Consider the following 19,375-nt stretch of genomic DNA (forward strand, 5'->3'; position numbering starts at 1 on the left):
GCCGGGCTTACGGAGGCGTTTCGCGCAGGACGTACCCGACCCCGCGCACGGTATGGATGAGCCGGGGTTCGCCGTCGGCTTCTGTTTTCCGGCGCAGGTAGCCGATGTAGACCTCCAATGCGTTACCGGAGGTGGGGAAGTCGTAACCCCACACCTCTTCCAGGATGCGGCCGCGGGTGAGCACTCGGCGCGGATTGGACATGAGCATTTCGAGCAGGGAGAACTCGGTGCGGGTCAGCGAGATGGATCGCGAGCCCCGGGCGACCTCGCGGGTGACCGGGTCCAGCGAGAGATCGCCGAAGAGCATGGCCTCGGAGATCTCGCCGGTATCCGGGGCACGCCGGCGCAGCAGGGCACGCAACCGGGCCAGCAGTTCTTCCAGCGCGAACGGTTTGGGCAGGTAGTCGTCGGCGCCGGCATCCAGACCGGCCACTCGTTCGGATACCGAATCGCGTGCGGTCAGCACGAGGATGGGCAGATCGTCACCGGTGCTGCGCAGTCGCCTGCACACCTCCAGCCCGTCCAGTCTGGGCATCATGACATCCAGTACCAGCGCATCCGGGCGATCCGCGGTGGCCTTTTCCAGTGCGTCGATACCGTCCACCGCCAGATCGACCGTGTAACCGTTGAAGGTCAGCGACCGGCGCAGTGACTCGCGCACGGCACGATCGTCGTCGACCACCAGAATCCGCATACCACCAGTTTGACGGCAGCGACTGAGAGGCTACTGAGAGGGCCCGCCGCATCGCGAGTCCGCTGACCACCGGTTTCGCCGCGTCGACTTTCCCGGCGCCGGATCGTGGACGCATCGAATTACGAGCGGAACTTCCCCACCCCGGGAAGGAACCGGACGGTCGACCGAATACGGACGCGATCCGCGCGTTCGCTCCGGCAAGTACCCCGACCAGCGGATTCATCCGATAAGAGGACGAACCATTACCGACTTGTGATATCCCACGAAACCTGTTCCCCATCCGCTTTATTCGCGGTATAACCGTCTGAACGCCCCGATTGCCCACCGCTAACATGCACGGTATGTTCCGATCGGTAAAAACTAGACCTCCGGTTGGTTCGGTGTGCAGTGAATCATAACTGAAACGGCCACGCACCAAAAAGAGGTCGATCGTGATGCGGAGGCGACAGAGGCGGATGGAAACACCGCGACCGTGGCAATTCAGCCTGTCCAACTGGTCGGTCACCCGCAAGGTCGGCATCGTCCTGGTCCTGCCGGTCGTCCTGGCCACCCTTTTCGCGGTGCTACGGATCAACAACGAGCTGCGCACCCTGGAACAGCTCGATGCCGCGACCGAACAGTCCCGCATCATCGGGCCCATCGTCGGCTACAACGCCGCCACCGAGCACTTGGCGGTCACCGCGACCGCCGGCTGGGCCGACAACCGGGCGCCGCAGGCCACCGCGGCCCTCGCCGGGTTCGATACGGCCCACGAGGCGCTGGAAAGGGCACTGGACTCCAACCGGATCCGGCCGGAGGTATCTCGCGAGCTCTCCTCGGCACTGACTCTCGGCAGCACCATGCGCAGCGGCCTCAGCAACGGTTCTCCGGCCATGGTCGGCGATCAGGCCGACGAGATCGCGGTCCGGATCGGTAACGCCCTGGCGCAATCGCCCACTGTCGAGGACCTCTCGATCCAGCGCTATTTTCTGCAGGTGAGTGCCATCCAGAACGCGCGCCGATCGCTGACCGCGCAGCGCCTGGTGATCAGTTCACCCACCGCCGAGGACAATCCGGCGATGCGGGCCCGGGTACTCACCTCCGGTGGCGCCGAACTCACCATGATCTACCAGTACGGGCAGATCATGCCGGATGTGGCCGGCAATATGCGGCCGCTCCTGGACGCGGTGCAGACCCGGCTGGCGATCTTCAGCCAGGGCACCCAGGGCGCGATGACCGATCCGGCCGCCCGCGAATCCCTGGATACCAGTTCCCAGGCGTACCAGGTCACCACCGACCAGCTGACGGCCACCATCAGCGGTGCGCTGCACCATGCGACGGTTTCCGCGCAGAACAGCGCGCTGCGGGAGACCGCGCTGCTCATCGCCGCGCTGCTGGGCGGTCTGACCCTCGCGCTCGCGGTCGCCCGGACCCTGGTGGTCCCGGTGCGCCGATTGCGCCGGGACGCACTCGAAGTGGCCCATGTGCGCCTTCCCGAGGAACTCGAACAGGTCCGCGGTGGCGCCGAGACCCCGGAGATCGAACCGGTCGGTGTCCAGGGCACCGAGGAGATCGGCCAGCTGGCGCGAGCCGTCGACGAAATGCACCAGCAGGCCCTGAATCTCGCTGCCGAACAGGCACGTCTGCGCGTGCAGATCGGCAACATGTTCGAAACGCTGTCCCGGCGCAGTCAATCGCTCGTCGAACAGCAACTCGGCATCATCGAGGAGCTCGAGCACGACGAGGACAACCCGCAAAGATTGCAGAACCTGTTCCGGCTCGACCATCTCGCCACCCGCATGCGGCGCAATGGTGACAATCTGCTGGTGATCGCCGGTACTCCGCTGCGCCGCGGGCAGCTCGACGCGGTCCCGCTCTCGGATATGCTGTGGAGTGCGGTTTCCCAGGTCGAGGACTATCAGCGGGTCGAGATCGGACATGTGCCCGACGGAGTGGTCGCCGGTGAACCCGCGGTCGATATCGAACACCTGCTCGCGGAGGTCATCGACAATGCGCTGCGGTACTCCCCGCCCAACACACCGGTGGCGGTGACCGTCTCCCGCGCGGTCGACGGTGGGTACCTCATCGAGATCACCGACCGCGGACTGGGTATGGCCACCGAGGATCTACAGGCCGCGAACGCGCGCCTGGCCTCCGGTGGTGAGATCAATATCGAAACCGCCCGCCGGATGGGCCTGTTCGTGGTGGGCCGGCTCGCCAAACGCCATCAGATCACCGTCGGGCTGCGGCGTACCTCGACCATGGCACAGCAGCCCGGTATCACCGCCAGCCTGCACCTGCCGGGTCTGCTGGTATCGCCCGACACCGGGCCCGACAACCCGAACATCCTCACCGCCGATCTGTCCATGGCACCACCCCCGCGACTGCAGCAGACCTCGCATCTCGAGCAGTTGCCGCAACTCCAGCCGCCGGCCACCCCGCGGCAACTGACGCCGGTACCCGATCTGCCCTCGCTGCCGCCGTCGGATTCGTGGACCTCGCGAACCGATCTGCCCGCGGTGCGCCCGCTCACCCCCGCCCCGTCGGCCTCCACCTTCGGCACCACGTCCACCGGCCTGCCGCAGCGCCGCCCGGCCACGCACGCACCGCAGGGTATGGGCGGGGATACGCCGAACGGGAACCGGGATACCTTCTCGGCATTCGATCCGGTCCCGGAGACCTCTCCGGCCGAGGATTCCCCGACCGGATTGTGGTCGGAAACCCATAAGACCCGATCCGGCTCGCCGCCGGTCGATTTCCCGCCACCGACCGAGCAGCGCTCTTTCGCCGACGTGGAACCGCCGTCGCATACGGCCCGGTCCGGGTTGCCGATCCGGCGCCCGGGCGCGGACCTGGACCACGACGATCCGTTCGGCCGCCCCGCGCCGCGCCGGGACGAGCCGGTGGCGACGACCACCTCCTCCCGGCTGCAGCCGGTCGGTGGCGAGATCCCGACCCCGATCTACCAGCGTATGGTTTCGGAATGGCTGGTCGAACCGGCAACCACCCAGGACCAGCCGCGCCAGGACTGGACCACTCCCGCCGATTCCGGCTGGCTGGCAGCGGAGGATGCCGCCAAGCCGAGTTCGGACTCGAGGACCGCGAACGGGCTCCCCATCCGCAGGCCGGGTGCGCAGCTCGTACCCGGCGGGCTGGCCCCCGTCGAAGACGAGGCCCCGCGGGATCCGGTGGAGATCCGGAGCAATCTGACCAGACACCTGAGCGGGGTCCGCAGTGGGCGGGCCGACGCGCAGAACAATGACGGAGGGCTTGCATGACCGACCCGAAGAGCAGCACGGACGAGAACCTCAACTGGCTGGTCGCCAGATTCACCCGGGACGTTCCGGGTGTCTCCCATGCCGTCCTGGTCTCCGCGGACGGTCTGCTGCAAGCTGTGAGTCCTCATCTGCCCGCCGATCGTGCGGAACAGCTCGCCGCGGTGACCGCCGGTCTGGCCAGCCTGTCCACGGGTGCGGCCCAATTGTTCGACGGTGGCAAGGTGATGCAGTCGATCGTGGAGATGCAGCGCGGCTACCTACTCGTGATGAGCGTCGGCAACGGCTCTCATATCGCGGTTCTGGCCAACAAGCAGCACGATATCGGCCGGATCGGCTACGAGATGGCCCTGCTGGTCGATCGTGTCGGTTCCGTCGTCAGCGCGACTGCCCGATCCACCGTCTGAACGCCATGTCCCAATTCGGCCAAGGTATGCCCGATTACAACACCGGTGGGTCCGGATTCGGCCCCGGCGCACAGAACTACGGCCCGGGCGCGCAGAACTTCGGACCCGGTTCGTCGCAGTACAACACCGGTACGTATCGGTTCGAGGCGCCGCCCCGGCCGAACAACCCACGCCGGGCCGGACGCGTCCGCCCGTATGCCCTCACCGCCGGCCGGACCGAGCCGGCAGTCGATCTCCCGATGGAGGCGGTTATCGAAACCATCTCCTATCATGCACAATTCGATTGGCCGTCCGGTGACATCCGAGCCGAGATACTCCGGCTCGGAACTCATCAGCTGTCGGTCGCCGAAATCGCCGCACATCTCGATCGCTCGCTCGGTATGGTCCGCGTCGTCATCGGTGATCTCGTCGTGGACGGCAACCTGCGAGTGCATTCGACTTTGACCGAGCAGGCGAGTTACGACGAACGCCGGTCGCTTATGGAGAGGACATTGCGTGGACTCCGAGCCCTTTAGCAGCACCCAGGGTGGTGGCGCGGCGGAGACCGATACCCGCGTCGCGTCGACCAAGATCGTCGTCGCCGGTGGATTCGGCGCGGGTAAGACCACTTTCGTGGGAGCCGTGTCGGAGATCGTGCCGCTGCGCACCGAAGCCATGGTCACCAGCTTCTCCGACGGCGTCGACAATCTCGACGACACCCCGGACAAGCAGACCACTACGGTCGCAATGGATTTCGGCCGGATCATCCTGCCCGGCAACCTGACCCTGTACCTCTTCGGAACGCCCGGCCAGCGCCGGTTCTGGTTCATGTGGGACGACCTCATCCGCGGTGCCATCGGCGCGGTGGTGCTCGTCGACGCCCGCCCGCTGGAGGACAGTTTCGCGGCCGTCGACTTCTTCGAGGCCCGGAAGCTGCCGTTCCTGATCGCGGTCAACAGGTTCCCGAACTCACCGCGTTTCGCGATGGCCGAACTCCGCGAGGCGTTGTCGGTCCGCGAGGGCGTTCCGATCGTCGATATCGACGCCCGCGACGCGAAAGAGGTGCGGCAGTCGCTGGCCGCCGTCACCGAATACGCGATCAACCGCCTGAAGGCCCAGGAATACGAGGGAGTCGCCCGGCATGGTTGAGGTGCTGGCCGCGGAGACGGTCGAGACCGTCGATCTGTTCACCATGGGCTACTGGCTGACCCTGCTCACCTTCGGGGTGTCGGCGGTCGGCATGTTCGTGGGCCTGGCCTGCGCGGTCAACGGCCGTCGTTCGGTGCGGTTCCGGCCGGTGTGGATCGCCGCTGCCGCCGTATCCATCGGTGGGATCGGGGTCTGGCTGGCCAGTACGGTCTCCCTGCTGGGCATCTCCATTCCCGGCCACATCCTGCGCTACGACGTCTCCGATCTCACACTGTCCCTGGTCTTCGCCGTCGCCGCCGTCTTCCTCGGACTGCTGCTGGCCGGACGCGAGTTCCAGGTGAAACGGATGGCGAACGCGGCCGCCGCGCTCGGCGTCGGTTTCGGGATCATGCTGTGGCTACAGCTCACCTCGGTCGATATCCAGGGTTCGGTATCGGTGACCCCGCTGCTCTTCGTGATAGCGATCGCGGTCGCCGTGACCGCTTCGTCGCTGTGCGTCTTCCTGTTCCAGCGGTTCCGGTTCCCGGCGGCCCGGATCGGATCGATCACGATGTTCGGTGCCGGGGTGGCCGTCTTCTATTTCACCGGTATCGCCGCCCTCGAGTTCCGGTTCGATCCCGAGGCCGAACCGGCGCAGGGAATGGAGCTCTTCGGTTACGCCTTCCCCATGTTCGTCATCGGCCTGCTCGCGCTGGCTGTTCCGATCACCGCTGTCCTGGTGGCCCCGGAGCGCCCCGACGAGACACCCCGGGCGAAGAATGCCGTCGACGCCGACGACAACCCCGTCGGCGGCACCTCGGCCCTGGGTGAACCGGGTCCGGCGGCCACCCGGCCCAATGCGGCTGCCGCGCTTGCCCAGCGAGCCCAGCCCCTGCCCGAACCGGCGCGCTGACGCGGGTGGACACCGAAATCGTGCTGTCCGACCAGGAGAAGCTGCTGCGCGAGCTGTGGTCCCAGATGCGCGGATTGCGCTCCGAGGTGGCCGAGCTGCGGGTGGAGATCAGCGAAATGGAAGCCACGGTCGCCGATCTCGCGGCCCGGGTGGAGGGATCGGAGCGGGTGGAACTGCCGTGGCCCGTATCGCTGCTCCTGCTTCCGGCCGCACTCGCGCTGGCGCTGCTGCGACAGGTGGGCGATATGGCGCAGGCGCTCTCGGCCGAATGCGATGCGCGCCACGGGGTGCAATCACCTGCGGAGACCGGGGCGAAAGCCCTCGAAAGTGGCGATGAGCGGGTCTCCCATCTCTGGGAGACCCGCCCTCACGCATGAGGATAATCGGTATGGACCGGTGAAGCAGTAGTCCGGCAAGTTTTTTCGGAGATCACCATCTACCGGTCCGGAACAGCGCTACCCCGCCTGTCATCCGACCGCAATCGACCAGCATGCGATAAACCCAGGTCAATGCCACCATATCGATTGCGAATAATTAGCCGAGGCTGTCCTTCTTGTCCGGATTCACAACCGGATAAGGGTGTCGGCGTGGTCTTTTCACATCTAGGGGGCCTGACATTTCACCGGCGTTTCAGGTCCACCAGACCACGCCGAACCGCCTCGACCAGGCGTCGCGGCACCCGATAGACCACACCGTCGATCGTGACCGGGACCAGATCCGCCGGTGTCGCCTTCCAGTTCGACCGGCGGCTGCGGGTATTGGATCGCGACATCCGCCGCTTCGGTACCGCCATCTCAGCTCTCCTTCCGGGGCCGCACCGCGCGTTTGCCGTACTTCCGTTCGAATTTCTCCACCCGGCCCTGGGTATCGAGCAGCCGGTGCGCGCCGGTCCAGAACGGGTGGGAGTCCGCGGTGACGTCGACGACCAGCAGCGGGTAGGTTCCGCCGTCGGTCCAGGTGACGGTCCGCTCGGCAGTCGCGGTGGAGCGCGTCAGGAATCGGGTCCCGGTACTCGCGTCCTCGAAGACCACCGGGTGGTAGTCGGGGTGGATCTCGGCTTTCATCATTTCTCCTTCCGGGCGCGTTCGCCCGTCTCGCCGCCCCGGCCCTCACCGGCGGCGGCCGGATGCGGTTCCTCCGGTTCACAGGGATCGGTATGCCATTCGCCGAAGGGGTCCGGCCAGCCGGCCACCTGCCGGGGCGCGCGATCCACCAGCCGCAATTCGTCGTCGTCGACCAGGGCCCGGTCGAGCACCGCCCGGATCTCGTCCGGATCGGCAGCGTGGACCAGAACGACCAGCGAGGTGTCGCGATCGCCGAAACGGTCGTCCCAGCGCAATCCGGCCAGGGCGCAACGTTCCGGATCCACCTCGGCGCGTTCGGCCGGTGTCATCGCCGCGAGCCAGTGACCCGCACCACCGATACGCAGCCCACCGCCCGCCGATTCCAGCCAGACGACCTCGTCCGGCTGGGTCGCCAGCCAGATCCGCCCGCGCGCCGTGACGACCCCTTCGAACAGGACGTCCAGCGCCTCGTGCAGACGTTCGGGATGAAACGGCCGGCGCGAAGCGAATTCGACCAGCTCCACACCGTGTTCCGGGCCCAGCGGCGGCTCACCGCGCAGCAGCGGGGCGTGTGCGTCGAAAATCCGCCCCCGGCGGGACGCGGCGGGTATCCGGATGAGCATGTCCTCGACCGCATCCGGTGTCACCGCGGCCGCCGCACCGGCCCACAGCGCCGGAGCGCGCGGAAGCAACCGGGACAGGACCGCGCCGAGGCGGGCTCGTTCGAGCGGGTCCACGGCATCGCCACCGGTGATCACCAGGGCATCGGCGAAATCGACCTGGCCGACCGCCAATTGGGCGACAGTACGGTCGTCGTCGGCCCACGCCCAACCGAGTTCGTCCAAGGCGTCGTCCCCGGTGGCGGCCGCGAGCCAGGTGCGGGCGTCGATTCCGGTAACCACGCCGGCGACCCGGACATCCCGGGCGGCGGTGCCGTCCACCCGGCCGACCACCCCGGCGACGACCACCTCTTCGATGCCGCGGCAGACAGATTCCGCTTCGACGGCCGGGTCCAGTGCGAGCACGATCCGGTGCACCGAATCGCGGGCCGCGAGGGTGCACAGCAAAGGCAGCAGGTCCGCCTTCAGCGTGCACGAGACGCAGCCGTGGGCGAGTTCGTGTACCGAGACCGTCGTCGTGCCGCCGTGCCGGACGGTGCGTCGCACGATTCCCTCACCGAGGTCGGCGAGGTCGTGGTGCACGACCACCGTGCCCGGGGCCGCGCCGAGCGCGCCCGCTACGAGATCGACGGACTCGGCAGGGTCACCGTGCAGGCCCGCGACCACCACGACCGGCGTGCGACGGTCTGCGGGACCGATGTTTTCTGGGAGTTGCGCGGAATGGGACACCACTACCCTTTCGGTAATGATTTTCAATTACGACGGCGCACACGCTACAGTCTGGATCGATCGTTGTCGAAAACGATTGTCATCATCGTTCAGCCGTCGGAGGGAACCGTATGTCGGCGCACTGTCAGGTCACCGGCCGCAAGCCCGGATTCGGCAAGGCCGTTTCGCATTCGCACAAACGCACCAGTCGGCGCTGGGATCCGAACATCCAGCGCAAGACCTACTACCTGCCCAGCGAGGGCCGTCGGATATCCCTCGACGTATCCGCCAAAGGCATCAAAACCATCGACCGGGACGGGATCGAGGCCGTGGTGGCCCGTCTCCGCGCCCGCGGAAGCCGGATCTGAGCCGACCGATGGCATCGAAATCGACCGAGATCCGCCCGGTGATAAAACTCCGCTCCACGGCGGGCACCGGATACACCTACGTCACCCGCAAGAACCGCCGTAACGACCCCGACCGCATGGTCCTGCGCAAATACGACCCCGTGGTCCGCCGTCACGTCGATTTCCGGGAGGAGCGCTGATGGCCAAGAAATCCAAGATCGCCCGGAACGAGCAGCGTCGCGCGGTCGTCGCCCGCTACGCGGAGCGACGAGCCGAACTGAAAGAGGCGATCCGGAAGCCGACCACACCGGAGGACGAGCGCACGGCCGCCCAGGCCGCCCTGCGCCGACTACCTCGGGACGCCAGTCCGGTACGATTGCGCAATCGGGACACTGCCGACGGGCGACCGCGCGGTTATCTCCGGAAGTTCGGCCTATCACGTGTGCGTGTACGTGAGATGGCACATCGAGGAGAGTTGCCCGGTGTGCACAAATCGAGCTGGTAACCCCACTGATCTCGTGAGTTAGGAACCGGTCATATGGCAGTCAAACGAGGCCCGTCGAAGAAGGCCCGCGCCGAACAGGCCCGCCGGCCCAAGAAGAACCCACTCATCGCCGCGGGTATCGAGACGGTCGACTACAAGGATGTCAACCTGCTGCGTACTTTCATCTCCGATCGCGGCAAGATCCGCAGCCGCCGGGTCACCGGACTGACCCCGCAGCAGCAACGGCAGGTCGCGGTCGCGGTGAAGAACGCGCGCGAAATGGCGCTGCTGCCCTTCACCAGCCGCTGAACCGGCTCCACCTTCCCGCAACGCCCGGCACCGCGTATCGCGGTCCGGGCGTTCGACTGCGCCGGGAACCCCGCGCACGGCCCGTCCGCCCCGTCCGGGCCCACTACAGTGGTGCCCATGGTCACACTGCGGGGATTCACGGCAATTCTGGCTTTCGGCGCCGTCCTCGCGGTCACCGCGTGCGGTAGCGACAGAACGGCCGCCCCGGAACCGGGCCCTTCGCCTGCTACGACTTCGGTACCCGCACCAGCCGAACCCGGCACTCCCACCGAGGACCCCGGCGCCGACCCGGGCAGGATCTTCACCGCCGACCCCACGATCGTGGGTGCCCACCCCGTACCGTTCACATCGTGGACCCGCGTGGCAGCCGACCGCATCGCCGTCCACTTCGAATCAGGTGTGCCGGAATGCTACGGCGTGAACGCAGAGGTCAGCGAGAACGCCAGCGCGGTCACCGTCGAACTCCGCAGCGGCACGCGCGCCGACTCCACCGACAAGATGTGCGTGATGATGGCGGTTTTCGGCACGCTGGAGATCCAGTTGGACGCACCGCTGGGCGACCGCCGAGTGCTCAGCGCCGCCTGACCCGGCCACCGCTCCGTCGCAGCGCGTACGGCTCTCGACATATCCCGTGCCCCCAGAAATTCGGGCGGTGGAACTCGCGGCTTACCGGCGACCGGAACCGCGCATAGCGTCCTTCTCATATGTACGCCGGTTGTGCCCACAACCGCAGGAAAGGGACACGAAGATGCAGAAAGTTCTCGTCGGGGTATCGCCGCGCTGACCATCGCGGCCGGCTCGGTGACCGGCGCCGGGACCGCGGCCGCGGCCGCGGCCGGACTATCGCTCGACGCCGCCGCACCGCGCACGGTACAGGATGCTTCCACCGGCTCCGGTGCCGGCCACGGGCCAAGCGGATCTTCGCTGAGCGGACCGATCTCCAGCGGTTCGGCCCAGGCGGCCGCAAGCGTGTTCGTTCTCCTCGGAGCCATCTTCGGCAATTCCAATCCGTGCGAGCCCCTCTTCTGCTGAAGCCTCTCCGCTCGACCGCACGAGCCGGGCGATAGAGCACGACAATCCTGGCTCGCCGATGTACTGCCGCTTTTTCGACGGGGCTGTGCGAGAGTTCCACCCGCCGCGGCCGCAACGAGACCGGAATCCCCTGGCGCCGCTTACCCGCGGACCGCGCCCGTCTCGGTACCGTCACCGGGCGTCGGCTCGATCTATGCGCTGATCGTATTGTTCGGCACGGCGACCACCTGTTCATTCCCCTACGCTCGACCGACGGACAGTCGATCTGCGCCGTGTGGCCCCTCGTTTCACAACGGACGAGGGGCCACACGGCATTTGCCACGCTTGCCGATGCCAGTGGGCGAAGTGCCGGATCCCGGGGAAATACACCGTGTGGCACAACGATATTCGTGACCCGAGAAATACCGGCACCACAAGTCGTGGCTGCCCGGCGGGCCCGCCCGGCCATAGCGTCTTCCCGTGCGAACAGAGCGTCGTGCACAGCCTTCGAAAGGGACTACGGAATGCGCAAGAAACTCAGCTACGGAGTGATCACCACGGCGATTGCGATCGGCACGCTCGCCGGAACCGGTGGCGCGGCGGCCGAAGCGGGACTGCCACTCGAACCGGCCGCCCCCGCTACGGTATCCGCCCCGGAGACGGCGAACGGCGCAGTCGCCGGCGGGTTGTTCAGCGGGTCGGCTCTCGTCGAACTCGCAACCTTCTCGTCGTGCGGGGCCACCCCGAGATGCATGTGACGACGCACTGACCGGTTCGGTCACAGCACGTGGCATCCGGTGCCCGATTCGGTACGCGAATCGGGCACCGACCTATCTCGTCGCATCCCGGACAGTCCGCAGCGGCCGGGGCCGGCCGCACAGATACCGGAACGCGGGGCCACAGCAATCGTGGGCTGTCCGGCACACCCCCCGCATGCGGATTCCGTTGTGCATTCCGCCGACGCTCGATCGACACCGTCACCTCGGAACGCCCGAGCCCACGCGAACAACGCTCGCGGGACGCGGGCCTTTTCGACGAGCCGATCTCAGTGGGCGAAGTGACGCGACCCGGTGAAGTACATGGTCACCCCCGCCGCGCGGGCGGCGTCGATGGTGTCCTGATCGCGCACCGAACCGCCCGGCTGGACAATGGCCCGGATACCGGCCTCGAGCAGCAACTGCGGACCGTCGGGGAACGGGAAGTACGCATCCGAGGCCGCGACCGAGCCCGCGGCGCGATCCCCGGCCCGCTGTACGGCGAGCCGCACCGAATCGACCCGGTTGACCTGCCCCATACCGACGCCCACCGATGCACCGTCCTGCGCCAGCAGGATCGCGTTGGATTTCACCGCCCGGCAGGCACGCCAGGCGAATTCGAGATCGGCGAGGGTCGCCGCGTCGGCGGGTTCACCGACCGCGAGCGTCCAATTCGCCGGATCGTCACCGTCGGCGTCGATCACATCACGCTCCTGCACCAGCAGCCCGCCGCTCACCGGCCGGTGCTCGGCACCCGACGGCTCGGGCGCGTCCGCGACCAGGATCCGGATGTTCTTCTTGCGCTGGAGCACCTCCACGGCGCCGTCGGCGTAGGACGGCGCCACGATCACCTCGGTGAAGATCTCGGCCACCTGCTGGGCCATCGCCACCGAGACCTCACGGTTGGTCGCGATGACGCCGCCGTACGCGCTCACCGGATCGCAGGCGTGCGCCTTCCGATGCGCCTCCGCGATATCCGCACCCGTCGCGATACCGCACGGGTTGGCGTGCTTGACGACCGCCACCGCGGGTGCGGTGTGGTCGTAGGCGGCACGCCGAGCGGCATCGGCGTCGGTGTAGTTGTTGTACGACATCTCCTTGCCGTGCAACTGCTGCGCCCGCGCCAGACCGCGCCCCCCGTCCCCGTCGGTGTAGAGGGCGGCCCGCTGATGCGGATTCTCGCCGTAGCGCAGAACTGCCGAACGATCCCAGACCGCTCCGATCCACGACGGGAATTCCGAATCGCCGGAGGTTTTTTCGACCAGCGCCGACGCCATCCAGTTCGCCACGGCCACGTCATAGCTCGCGGTGTGCTGGAAAGCCTTCGCGGCCAGGGCGGTACGCTCCGACAGCGTGAAACCGCCGTCGGCCACCGCCTTGCGCACCTGGTCGTAGTCGCCGGTGTTCACCACCACGGCCACCGACGGATGATTCTTTGCCGCCGCGCGCACCATCGACGGTCCGCCGATATCGATCTGCTCGACGCATTCGTCCGGGCCCGCTCCACTGGCGACGGTCTCGCTGAACGGGTAGAGGTTCACCACCACCAGCTGGAACGCCTCGATACCCAGTTCGGTGAGCTGGTCGAGATGTTCGGGTTTGCGGGTATCGGCCAGGATGCCCGCGTGCACGCGCGGATGCAGCGTTTTGACCCGGCCGTCCAGGGTTTCCGGGAACCCGGTCAGCTGCTCGACCTCGGTCACCGGCACACCGGCGTCCGCGATCCGCGCCGCCGTGGACCCGGTGGATACCAGCTCCACCCCGGCCGCGTGCAACGCGCTCGCCAGCTCCACGAGTCCGGTCTTGTCGTAGACGCTCACCAGCGCCCGGCGGATCGGCGTACGTTCACTCACCGGAGTACTCGCTCATCAGGGATAACTGCCTTTCGTCCATCGGAGACAATTCCACGGGTCGCGACGGCGGCGACAACGTCCACCAGTAACCGCCGCTCCACGACTTTGATGCGCTCGTGCAGTCCCGCCTCGTCGTCCGCCGGATCGACCCGGACGGCCTCCTGGGCCAGGATCGGGCCGGTGTCCACACCGGAATCGACCAGATGCACCGTGGTACCGGTGACCCGGACCCCGTAGGCCAGCGCGTCCCGTACCCCGTGCGCCCCGGGAAAAGCGGGTAGCAGGGCGGGATGGGTGTTGATGATCCGGCCACCGAAACGATCCAGGAACGCCGGTCCCAGCAGCTTCATGAATCCGGCGCACACCACCAGGTCGGGCGAATATCCGGCCACTGTCCCGGTGAGCGCGGTATCCCAGGCGGCGCGGTCGGGGTGATCACCGACGACGGCCCGGAAGACGGGGATACCCGCCGCCTCGGCATGCTCGACGGCGGCACATTCCCGGTCCACACCCACCGCGCGGATCCGGGCCGGATACGCGGCATCCGCCGTGGCCTCGATCAGCGCACGCAGCAGTGAACCGGTCCCCGAGGCGAGTACGACCAAGCCGGCCGGGGTGGAATCGGTGGGTTCCGGGGCGGTCAGGGCTCTACTCCTGGAGTTCGAAGGAACGGCGGGCGGGGTGTCACCCGCCGGCGGGAACGAACCCGCGGCACGGATAGAGCCTAGTAGACGCCCTTCGGCAACCCTTCGGCGGCAGTGAAGCACCGGGTACCCCTAGCGGCTGTCCCCGGCATCGCCGTCGGATCCGTCCGATTCGATCACTTCGGCGTCCACGATGTCCGGCGCCGCCTCGGCTGCGGCGGCGGTGAGCGGGCCACGGCCCGGCCGATCCGGCTGTTCCTCCACGACCTCGGCCTCGAGCGGTCGCTCCGGCCCGGGCGATTCGCCGGGCGGATGGTCGAGCAGGCCGGCATAGCGGCCGGCCGGATCGGTCGCGGTATCGCCGGGAAGCTCCGGAAGCCGACCGGACGGGAGCGCGCGGCCCGCGGGTACATGCTCGGTCCCGGACTCGTCCAGGTGGAAATCCTCGTCGTAATCGACATCGTCGGGGTCGAAGAGCGCGTCCGGGTGACGCATCAGCGGGGTGGGGAACGAGACCAGGAAGGTCCGCGCGTACAGCAGGCCCGCGTAGCCGGGGACCGCCAGCCAGGCGAACACCGCGAGCGCGAAAACCGGCAGGTCGACGCCCAGTCGGCCGAAATTGCCCAGCTCTCCCCCGGACAGCGCGGCCAGCGCGGTGAGCCCGGCACTACCGAGTCCGGACGAGGCGAGCAGGGCCCAGGGCGCACCGGCGCGGTCGTAACTCACCCGGGCCGATTCCACACCCCCGTACACACCCACCGCAGCCGGTACCAGCAAGAGCACCGCCCACCAGAGCACCGCCGGCCCCACCGGCACCGCGGCCACCAGGGGCACCGCCGGGATCGGTCCGCCGACCACCGTGAAAACCCCGGCCGACGCGTCGCCGAACTGGATTCCCGGCCCCACGAGTACGCCCACCCCGGCCACCACCGCGTTGGGCAGGTACAGCAGCGAAAGCAAAGTGAGTCCCAGGACATCCACGAACCCGCCGGTGGAATCGTAGGTTTCACCGACCCGCGACCAGTGCACCACCAGTGCCAGGACCAGCAGCACAGCCGCGACCGCGAGCAACCGCAATACAGATCGGCCCGCCACGTACGCGGCGGCGATCACGTCGTAGGGCAGGCCTTCGAATATCCGCTCCCGGCAGCGGAACGCGACCCCGCACAGAACCGCGGTCAAGTGCAGGAGCAGCACCCACCCGAAGGCCGTCAGCGGATTGGGTCGTTGCAGCGCAATGGATCCCGACGCGTCCTCGGTGACGGCCAGGCACACCGCTGTGATCAGCAGTGGGCCGCCCACGGCCGCACCGCAGAGCCAGCCCAATTCGGCTCGGGTGGGTTCGATATCGGTGGCGGCGACCGCTTCCCGGGCCGCGGCCCACAGCAGCAGCGCGGTCGGCAACACCGGAAGCAGGCCGACAGTGGTGGTGCCGATGAGCAGCGGCACCTGATGGACGGCGAGCCAGCCCGCGGCGACCGCACCGCTGAGACCGGTCAGATCGCTGCCCGCGGTGAAAAGGGTCGCCAGCATGGTGCCGACGATGGCCGCCAAGGCGAAGGCGGCGGGCCGGAAGGCCACGAAGAGGAGTACCCGGGCGCGGTCGGGCGGGAGCGAGAGAAAGCCCGGCACATCGCCGGAACGCGCCGAACTGCCGCGCGCGCCCCGGCCCCGGCTGTTCGACGAGGTACGCGGGGAATTCATGGATTTCAGAGTGGCAGCCGCCCCGGCGCGGACGCTTCAGGCGCGCCGCGCCGGGTGCTGCCGATGATCACTTCTGGTCGTCGGACTGCCGGAAGGCACGGGTGGCGTCGGCCGCCGGATCGGAGGGCTGCTCGCCACCGAACGGCTGGGCCGCCTGCTGCCCCGGCTGCTGCGGCTGCTGACCGTAGGCCTGCTGCTGCGGCTGCTGGCCGTAGGGCGACGGCTGCTGCTGGCCACCGGCATACGGCGACTGCTGCGGCTGCTGGCCGTATGCCTGCTGCTGTTGCTGCTGTTGCTGGCCGTAACCCGGCTGCTGGCCGTACGCCTGCTGCTGGCCGTATCCCGGCTGCTGCTGCTGGCCGCTGCTGTACTGCTGGCCGTAGCCCTGCTGCTGGCCGTAACTCTGCTGCCCCTGGTACTGCTGCTGCTGACCGTAACCCTGCTGGCCGCCGGGGAATCCGGACTGCGCGGCCGGGCGAGCGGCCGGCGGGGTGAGGATTCCGGCGTCGAACAGTACGACCGCCACCGCCAGACCCGTCTGCACCAGCGCGAGAACCAGGATCAGGTAGAGCCCGATCTCGGCCTTGGCGCCCTCGGGCAGGCTGAACAGCTGGAACAGGATGGTGACGAAGGTTCCGGCCGCCACCGCCGCCGCAGCCCCGACCCAGTCCTGCTTCGGCAGCAGGGACAGCCCCGCGAGGATCGCGGCGATCAGCAGCAGTCCGCCGATCGTGGCTTCCTGATACTCGAACAGATTCAGGCTGGTATCCGCCGAGGACGGCAGATCCATATCGGTATCGGCGCCCACATAGGACAGGAAGCCGAGCAGGAAGGCGATCACGCCCACCGCGGCGATGCCGATGGTCAGGAAGAACGGCAGTCCTTTCCCGCCGGCCCCAGCGGTCGCACCGCCGGCCGCCTGCTGGCCGGGAGTGGGTGGAACGGAGGGCGGAACGGGTGCGTTGTACCCGGAGCCCCCGGTCGGGTATGACATGTCGTCATCTCCTAGGTCGAGTAATACGTACTTGACGGCTGAATTCTCTTTGAACGCTACTGCACGCACGCGCGCTGTGTCATTGGCGCCGCCTCCGGCGGCGCTGGGGTTCGGAGCCCCCTCCGATCTCGAACCGTGCAGGTGGGCAATGCGAGTGGTCCGAATATCGCTCCACCGGGCACCGCGTCGAAACCGAGGGCCACCCGCACACGAGCGGTGCGGGTGGCCCTTGTTGTCTCACAGTGTGAGCAGGATCAGGCGGAGACGGCCGCCTTCTCCAGGATCTCGCGTGCGAGGGCGGCGGTTTCGGAAGGCGTCTTGCCGACCTTCACACCCGCGGCCTCGAGCGCATCCTTCTTGGCCTGCGCGGTACCCGAGGAACCGGAGACGATGGCACCCGCGTGGCCCATGGTCTTGCCTTCGGGGGCGGTGAACCCGGCCACGTAGCCGACGACCGGCTTGGTGACATTGGCCTGGATATAGGCCGCGGCCCGCTCCTCGGCGTCGCCGCCGATCTCACCGATCATGACGATCAGCTTGGTCTCCGGGTCCTTCTCGAACGCCTCGATGGCGTCGATGTGGGTGGTTCCGATGACCGGGTCGCCACCGATACCGATGGAGGTCGAGAAGCCGAAGTCGCGCAGCTCGTACATCATCTGGTAGGTCAGGGTGCCGGACTTGGACACCAGACCGATCGGGCCCTTGCCGGAGATGTTGGCCGGGGTGATACCGACCAGCGATTCGCCCGGGGTGATGATGCCGGGGCAGTTCGGGCCGATGATCCGGGTCTTGGCGCCCTTCTCCACGTTGTAGGCCCACGCGTAGGCGGTGTCCTGCACCGGGATGCCCTCGGTGATGACCACGAGCAGCGGGATCTCCGCGTCGATGGCCTCGATGATGGCGTCCTTGGAGAACTTCGGCGGCACGAACGCGATGGAGACGTCCGCGCCGGTCTTCTCGATGGCCTCGGCCACGGAGGCGAACACGGGGAGCTCGACCGCGTTGCCGTCCTTGTCGGTGTGCGAGACGGTGGTACCCGCCTTACGCGCGTTCACACCGCCGACGACCTGGGTGCCCGCCTTGAGCATCAGGGCGGTGTGCTTGGTGCCCTCGCCGCCGGTGATGCCCTGGACGATGACCTTCGAATCCTTGTTGAGGAAGATAGACATAGTTCTGTTTGTCCTTTACTGGGCGTGCCCTGGTAGGTCGACTCAGCGGGCCGCGAGTTCGGCGGCCTTGTCGGCGCCTTCGTCCATGGTCTGTGCCAGCGTCACCAGCGGGTGCGCGGCCTCGGCGAGGATCTTGCGACCCTCCTCCACCCGGTTGCCGTCCAGGCGGACCACGAGCGGCTTGTTCGCCTCGTCGCCCAGGATCTCGAGGGCCTTGACGATGCCGTTGGCGACCGCGTCACAGGCGGTGATACCGCCGAACACGTTCACGAAGACGCTCTTGACCTGAGCGTCGTTCAGGATCACATCGAGACCGTTGGCCATGACCTCCGCGGAAGCGCCGCCACCGATATCGAGGAAGTTGGCCGGCTTGACGCCGTTGTGGTTCTCGCCGGCGTAGGCGACCACGTCCAGGGTCGACATGACCAGGCCGGCACCGTTGCCGATGATCCCGACCTGACCGTCGAGTTTGACGTAGTTGAGGTCGTTCTCCTTGGCCTTGAGCTCCAGCGGATCGGTCGCGTCCTTGTCGGCGAACTCCGCGTGGTCGGGATGGCGGAACTCGGCGTTCTCGTCCAGGGTGACCTTGCCGTCGAGCGCCAAGATCTCGTTGTCCGGGGTGCGGACCAGCGGGTTGACCTCGACCAGGGTGGCGTCCTCGTTGACGAAGACCTCCCACAGCTTCTGGATGGTCACCGCGGCGGCGTCCAGCACATCGGCGGGCAGGTGGCCCTGCTCGGCGATCGAGCGGGCGAACGCGAGATCGACACCCTTGACCGCGTCGACCGCGACCTTGGCCAGCCGGTCGGGCTTGGTGGCGGCGACCTCTTCGATCTCCATCCCGCCCTCGACCGAGCACATGGCCAGGTAGGTGCGGTTGGTGCGATCGAGCAGGAAGGAGATGTAGTACTCCTCGGCGATGTCCTTCGCCTCGGCGACCAGGATCTTCTTGGTGATGTGGCCCTTGATGTCCAGGCCGAGGATGTTCTGCCCGTGGGTGAACGCGTCTTCCGGGGTGGCCGCGTACTTCACGCCACCGGCCTTGCCACGACCGCCGACTTTCACCTGGGACTTGATCATCACCGGTTTGCCGATTTCCGCGGCGATGGCGCGGGCGTCCTCGGCAGTGTCGGTCACGCGGCCTTCCGACGAAGGCACCCCGTGCTTTACGAAGAGCTCCTTCGCCTGATATTCGAAGAGATCCATGTACTCACCGTCTCGTCTGCGTTGCTATGACAACGTCTTTGTTGGCGGCCCGACGTCGGTAGCGGGTCGTTCGGACTCTAACCACTCACAGGCACGCCCGATCGGGCACGTTCATCCTAAGTGGCGCAGGTC

The 19,375-nt window shown here is 67.5% G+C and carries 21 protein-coding genes and 1 pseudogene; 12 read left to right on the top strand and 10 right to left on the bottom strand.

Features of this window, described 5'->3' with window-relative positions; genetic code table 11:
- Nucleotides 1–7: 7 nt before the first annotated feature.
- On the bottom strand, nt 8–694 hold the full coding sequence (locus ACWCPQ_RS21580; protein WP_449901543.1) for a response regulator transcription factor: 687 nt from the start codon (nt 692–694) through the stop codon (nt 8–10).
- 455 nt (nt 695–1,149) lie between these two features.
- Between ACWCPQ_RS21580 and ACWCPQ_RS21585 the strand changes: the two genes are divergently transcribed.
- The 6 genes and pseudogenes from ACWCPQ_RS21585 (at nt 1,150) to ACWCPQ_RS21610 (ending at nt 6,752) form a co-directional block, all read left to right on the top strand.
- A complete protein-coding gene (locus tag ACWCPQ_RS21585; RefSeq protein ID WP_449901546.1) occupies nt 1,150–3,951 on the top strand; it encodes an ATP-binding protein in 2,802 nt (933 codons plus the stop codon).
- The gene (locus ACWCPQ_RS21590; protein ID WP_058854582.1) at nt 3,948–4,355 is read left to right on the top strand and encodes a roadblock/LC7 domain-containing protein; all 408 of its coding nucleotides are present in this window, start codon (nt 3,948–3,950) and stop codon (nt 4,353–4,355) included. The genes ACWCPQ_RS21585 and ACWCPQ_RS21590 overlap by 4 nt, the downstream gene beginning before the upstream one ends.
- A 170-nt stretch (nt 4,356–4,525) precedes the next feature.
- Nucleotides 4,526–4,870 (top strand): annotated as a pseudogene (locus ACWCPQ_RS21595) (DUF742 domain-containing protein); the annotation flags it as partial.
- Nucleotides 4,851–5,483, top strand: coding sequence for a GTP-binding protein (locus ACWCPQ_RS21600; RefSeq protein WP_449901550.1), 633 nt, complete (start codon nt 4,851–4,853; stop codon nt 5,481–5,483). The pseudogene ACWCPQ_RS21595 and the gene ACWCPQ_RS21600, both read left to right, overlap by 20 nt.
- The gene (locus ACWCPQ_RS21605; RefSeq protein ID WP_449901552.1) at nt 5,476–6,375 is read left to right on the top strand and encodes an MHYT domain-containing protein; all 900 of its coding nucleotides are present in this window, start codon (nt 5,476–5,478) and stop codon (nt 6,373–6,375) included. Before ACWCPQ_RS21600 ends, ACWCPQ_RS21605 begins: the two co-directional genes overlap by 8 nt.
- Nucleotides 6,376–6,380: 5 nt before the next feature.
- Nucleotides 6,381–6,752 carry a hypothetical protein gene (locus tag ACWCPQ_RS21610; RefSeq protein ID WP_449901555.1) on the top strand — a complete coding sequence of 124 codons (372 nt, stop codon included), beginning with the start codon at nt 6,381–6,383 and terminating at the stop codon, nt 6,750–6,752.
- 242 nt (nt 6,753–6,994) lie between these two features.
- Here ACWCPQ_RS21610 and rpmF read toward each other — a convergent pair whose 3' ends face one another.
- The 3 genes from rpmF to mrf are packed head-to-tail and all read right to left on the bottom strand — an operon-like array spanning nt 6,995 to nt 8,791.
- Nucleotides 6,995–7,168 carry a 50S ribosomal protein L32 gene (gene rpmF, locus ACWCPQ_RS21615; protein WP_449901557.1) on the bottom strand — a complete coding sequence of 58 codons (174 nt, stop codon included), beginning with the start codon at nt 7,166–7,168 and terminating at the stop codon, nt 6,995–6,997.
- Nucleotide 7,169: 1 nt separating this feature from the next.
- Nucleotides 7,170–7,439, bottom strand: coding sequence for a type B 50S ribosomal protein L31 (locus tag ACWCPQ_RS21620; RefSeq protein ID WP_449901560.1), 270 nt, complete (start codon nt 7,437–7,439; stop codon nt 7,170–7,172).
- Complete coding sequence (gene mrf / locus ACWCPQ_RS21625) at nt 7,439–8,791, bottom strand: ribosome hibernation factor-recruiting GTPase MRF (RefSeq protein WP_449901563.1); 1,353 nt, start codon at nt 8,789–8,791, stop codon at nt 7,439–7,441. The genes ACWCPQ_RS21620 and mrf overlap by 1 nt, the downstream gene beginning before the upstream one ends.
- A 107-nt stretch (nt 8,792–8,898) precedes the next feature.
- Here mrf and rpmB point away from each other — a divergent pair, with 107 nt between their 5' ends.
- From rpmB to ACWCPQ_RS21655, 6 genes are all read left to right on the top strand, one after another.
- A complete protein-coding gene (gene rpmB, locus ACWCPQ_RS21630) occupies nt 8,899–9,135 on the top strand; it encodes a 50S ribosomal protein L28 (RefSeq protein WP_449901565.1) in 237 nt (78 codons plus the stop codon).
- 8 nt (nt 9,136–9,143) lie between these two features.
- Nucleotides 9,144–9,314, top strand: coding sequence for a 50S ribosomal protein L33 (rpmG, locus tag ACWCPQ_RS21635; RefSeq protein WP_063061806.1), 171 nt, complete (start codon nt 9,144–9,146; stop codon nt 9,312–9,314).
- On the top strand, nt 9,314–9,619 hold the full coding sequence (gene rpsN / locus ACWCPQ_RS21640; protein ID WP_449901567.1) for a 30S ribosomal protein S14: 306 nt from the start codon (nt 9,314–9,316) through the stop codon (nt 9,617–9,619). Before rpmG ends, rpsN begins: the two co-directional genes overlap by 1 nt.
- 33 nt (nt 9,620–9,652) lie before the next feature.
- Entirely contained in the window at nt 9,653–9,907 is a 255-nt protein-coding gene (gene rpsR / locus ACWCPQ_RS21645) for a 30S ribosomal protein S18 (RefSeq protein WP_195056382.1), read from the top strand.
- A 117-nt stretch (nt 9,908–10,024) separates the two neighbouring features.
- Nucleotides 10,025–10,492: a hypothetical protein gene (locus ACWCPQ_RS21650; RefSeq protein WP_449901569.1), complete on the top strand. Its 468-nt coding sequence runs from the start codon at nt 10,025–10,027 to the stop codon at nt 10,490–10,492.
- Nucleotides 10,493–11,442: 950 nt separating this feature from the next.
- The gene (locus tag ACWCPQ_RS21655; protein WP_449901572.1) at nt 11,443–11,676 is read left to right on the top strand and encodes a hypothetical protein; all 234 of its coding nucleotides are present in this window, start codon (nt 11,443–11,445) and stop codon (nt 11,674–11,676) included.
- A 287-nt stretch (nt 11,677–11,963) separates the two neighbouring features.
- Here ACWCPQ_RS21655 and purH read toward each other — a convergent pair whose 3' ends face one another.
- The 6 genes from purH to sucC form a co-directional block, all read right to left on the bottom strand.
- Entirely contained in the window at nt 11,964–13,526 is a 1,563-nt protein-coding gene (purH, locus tag ACWCPQ_RS21660) for a bifunctional phosphoribosylaminoimidazolecarboxamide formyltransferase/IMP cyclohydrolase (protein ID WP_449901574.1), read from the bottom strand.
- Complete coding sequence (purN, locus tag ACWCPQ_RS21665) at nt 13,523–14,170, bottom strand: phosphoribosylglycinamide formyltransferase (RefSeq protein WP_449901602.1); 648 nt, start codon at nt 14,168–14,170, stop codon at nt 13,523–13,525. The genes purH and purN overlap by 4 nt, the downstream gene beginning before the upstream one ends.
- Before the next feature lie 132 nt (nt 14,171–14,302).
- Nucleotides 14,303–15,874 carry a cell division protein PerM gene (locus ACWCPQ_RS21670; protein WP_449901576.1) on the bottom strand — a complete coding sequence of 524 codons (1,572 nt, stop codon included), beginning with the start codon at nt 15,872–15,874 and terminating at the stop codon, nt 14,303–14,305.
- Nucleotides 15,875–15,941: 67 nt separating this feature from the next.
- Nucleotides 15,942–16,868: a DUF5336 domain-containing protein gene (locus tag ACWCPQ_RS21675; RefSeq protein WP_449901578.1), complete on the bottom strand. Its 927-nt coding sequence runs from the start codon at nt 16,866–16,868 to the stop codon at nt 15,942–15,944.
- A gap of 254 nt (nt 16,869–17,122) precedes the next feature.
- Nucleotides 17,123–18,037, bottom strand: coding sequence for a succinate--CoA ligase subunit alpha (gene sucD / locus ACWCPQ_RS21680; RefSeq protein ID WP_449901581.1), 915 nt, complete (start codon nt 18,035–18,037; stop codon nt 17,123–17,125).
- 42 nt (nt 18,038–18,079) lie between these two features.
- Entirely contained in the window at nt 18,080–19,243 is a 1,164-nt protein-coding gene (sucC, locus tag ACWCPQ_RS21685) for an ADP-forming succinate--CoA ligase subunit beta (protein WP_449901583.1), read from the bottom strand.
- Between the last annotated feature and the right edge of the window lie 132 nt (nt 19,244–19,375).

It is taken from the genome of Nocardia sp. NPDC001965 (genome assembly GCF_053594175.1).

Bases quoted from the DNA above. Each gene is read 5' to 3' on its own strand.
- ACWCPQ_RS21580 (WP_449901543.1), bottom strand. From the start codon at position 694: ATGCGGATTCTGGTGGTCGACGACGATCGTGCCGTGCGCGAGTCACTG.
- ACWCPQ_RS21585 (WP_449901546.1), top strand. From the start codon at position 1,150: ATGGAAACACCGCGACCGTGGCAATTCAGCCTGTCCAACTGGTCGGTC.
- ACWCPQ_RS21590 (WP_058854582.1), top strand. From the start codon at position 3,948: ATGACCGACCCGAAGAGCAGCACGGACGAGAACCTCAACTGGCTGGTC.
- ACWCPQ_RS21605 (WP_449901552.1), top strand. From the start codon at position 5,476: ATGGTTGAGGTGCTGGCCGCGGAGACGGTCGAGACCGTCGATCTGTTC.
- rpmF (WP_449901557.1), bottom strand. From the start codon at position 7,168: ATGGCGGTACCGAAGCGGCGGATGTCGCGATCCAATACCCGCAGCCGC.
- ACWCPQ_RS21620 (WP_449901560.1), bottom strand. From the start codon at position 7,439: ATGAAAGCCGAGATCCACCCCGACTACCACCCGGTGGTCTTCGAGGAC.
- rpmB (WP_449901565.1), top strand. From the start codon at position 8,899: ATGTCGGCGCACTGTCAGGTCACCGGCCGCAAGCCCGGATTCGGCAAG.
- rpmG (WP_063061806.1), top strand. From the start codon at position 9,144: ATGGCATCGAAATCGACCGAGATCCGCCCGGTGATAAAACTCCGCTCC.
- rpsN (WP_449901567.1), top strand. From the start codon at position 9,314: ATGGCCAAGAAATCCAAGATCGCCCGGAACGAGCAGCGTCGCGCGGTC.
- rpsR (WP_195056382.1), top strand. From the start codon at position 9,653: ATGGCAGTCAAACGAGGCCCGTCGAAGAAGGCCCGCGCCGAACAGGCC.
- ACWCPQ_RS21650 (WP_449901569.1), top strand. From the start codon at position 10,025: ATGGTCACACTGCGGGGATTCACGGCAATTCTGGCTTTCGGCGCCGTC.
- ACWCPQ_RS21655 (WP_449901572.1), top strand. From the start codon at position 11,443: ATGCGCAAGAAACTCAGCTACGGAGTGATCACCACGGCGATTGCGATC.
- ACWCPQ_RS21670 (WP_449901576.1), bottom strand. From the start codon at position 15,874: ATGAATTCCCCGCGTACCTCGTCGAACAGCCGGGGCCGGGGCGCGCGC.
- ACWCPQ_RS21675 (WP_449901578.1), bottom strand. From the start codon at position 16,868: ATGTCATACCCGACCGGGGGCTCCGGGTACAACGCACCCGTTCCGCCC.
- sucD (WP_449901581.1), bottom strand. From the start codon at position 18,037: ATGTCTATCTTCCTCAACAAGGATTCGAAGGTCATCGTCCAGGGCATC.
- sucC (WP_449901583.1), bottom strand. From the start codon at position 19,243: ATGGATCTCTTCGAATATCAGGCGAAGGAGCTCTTCGTAAAGCACGGG.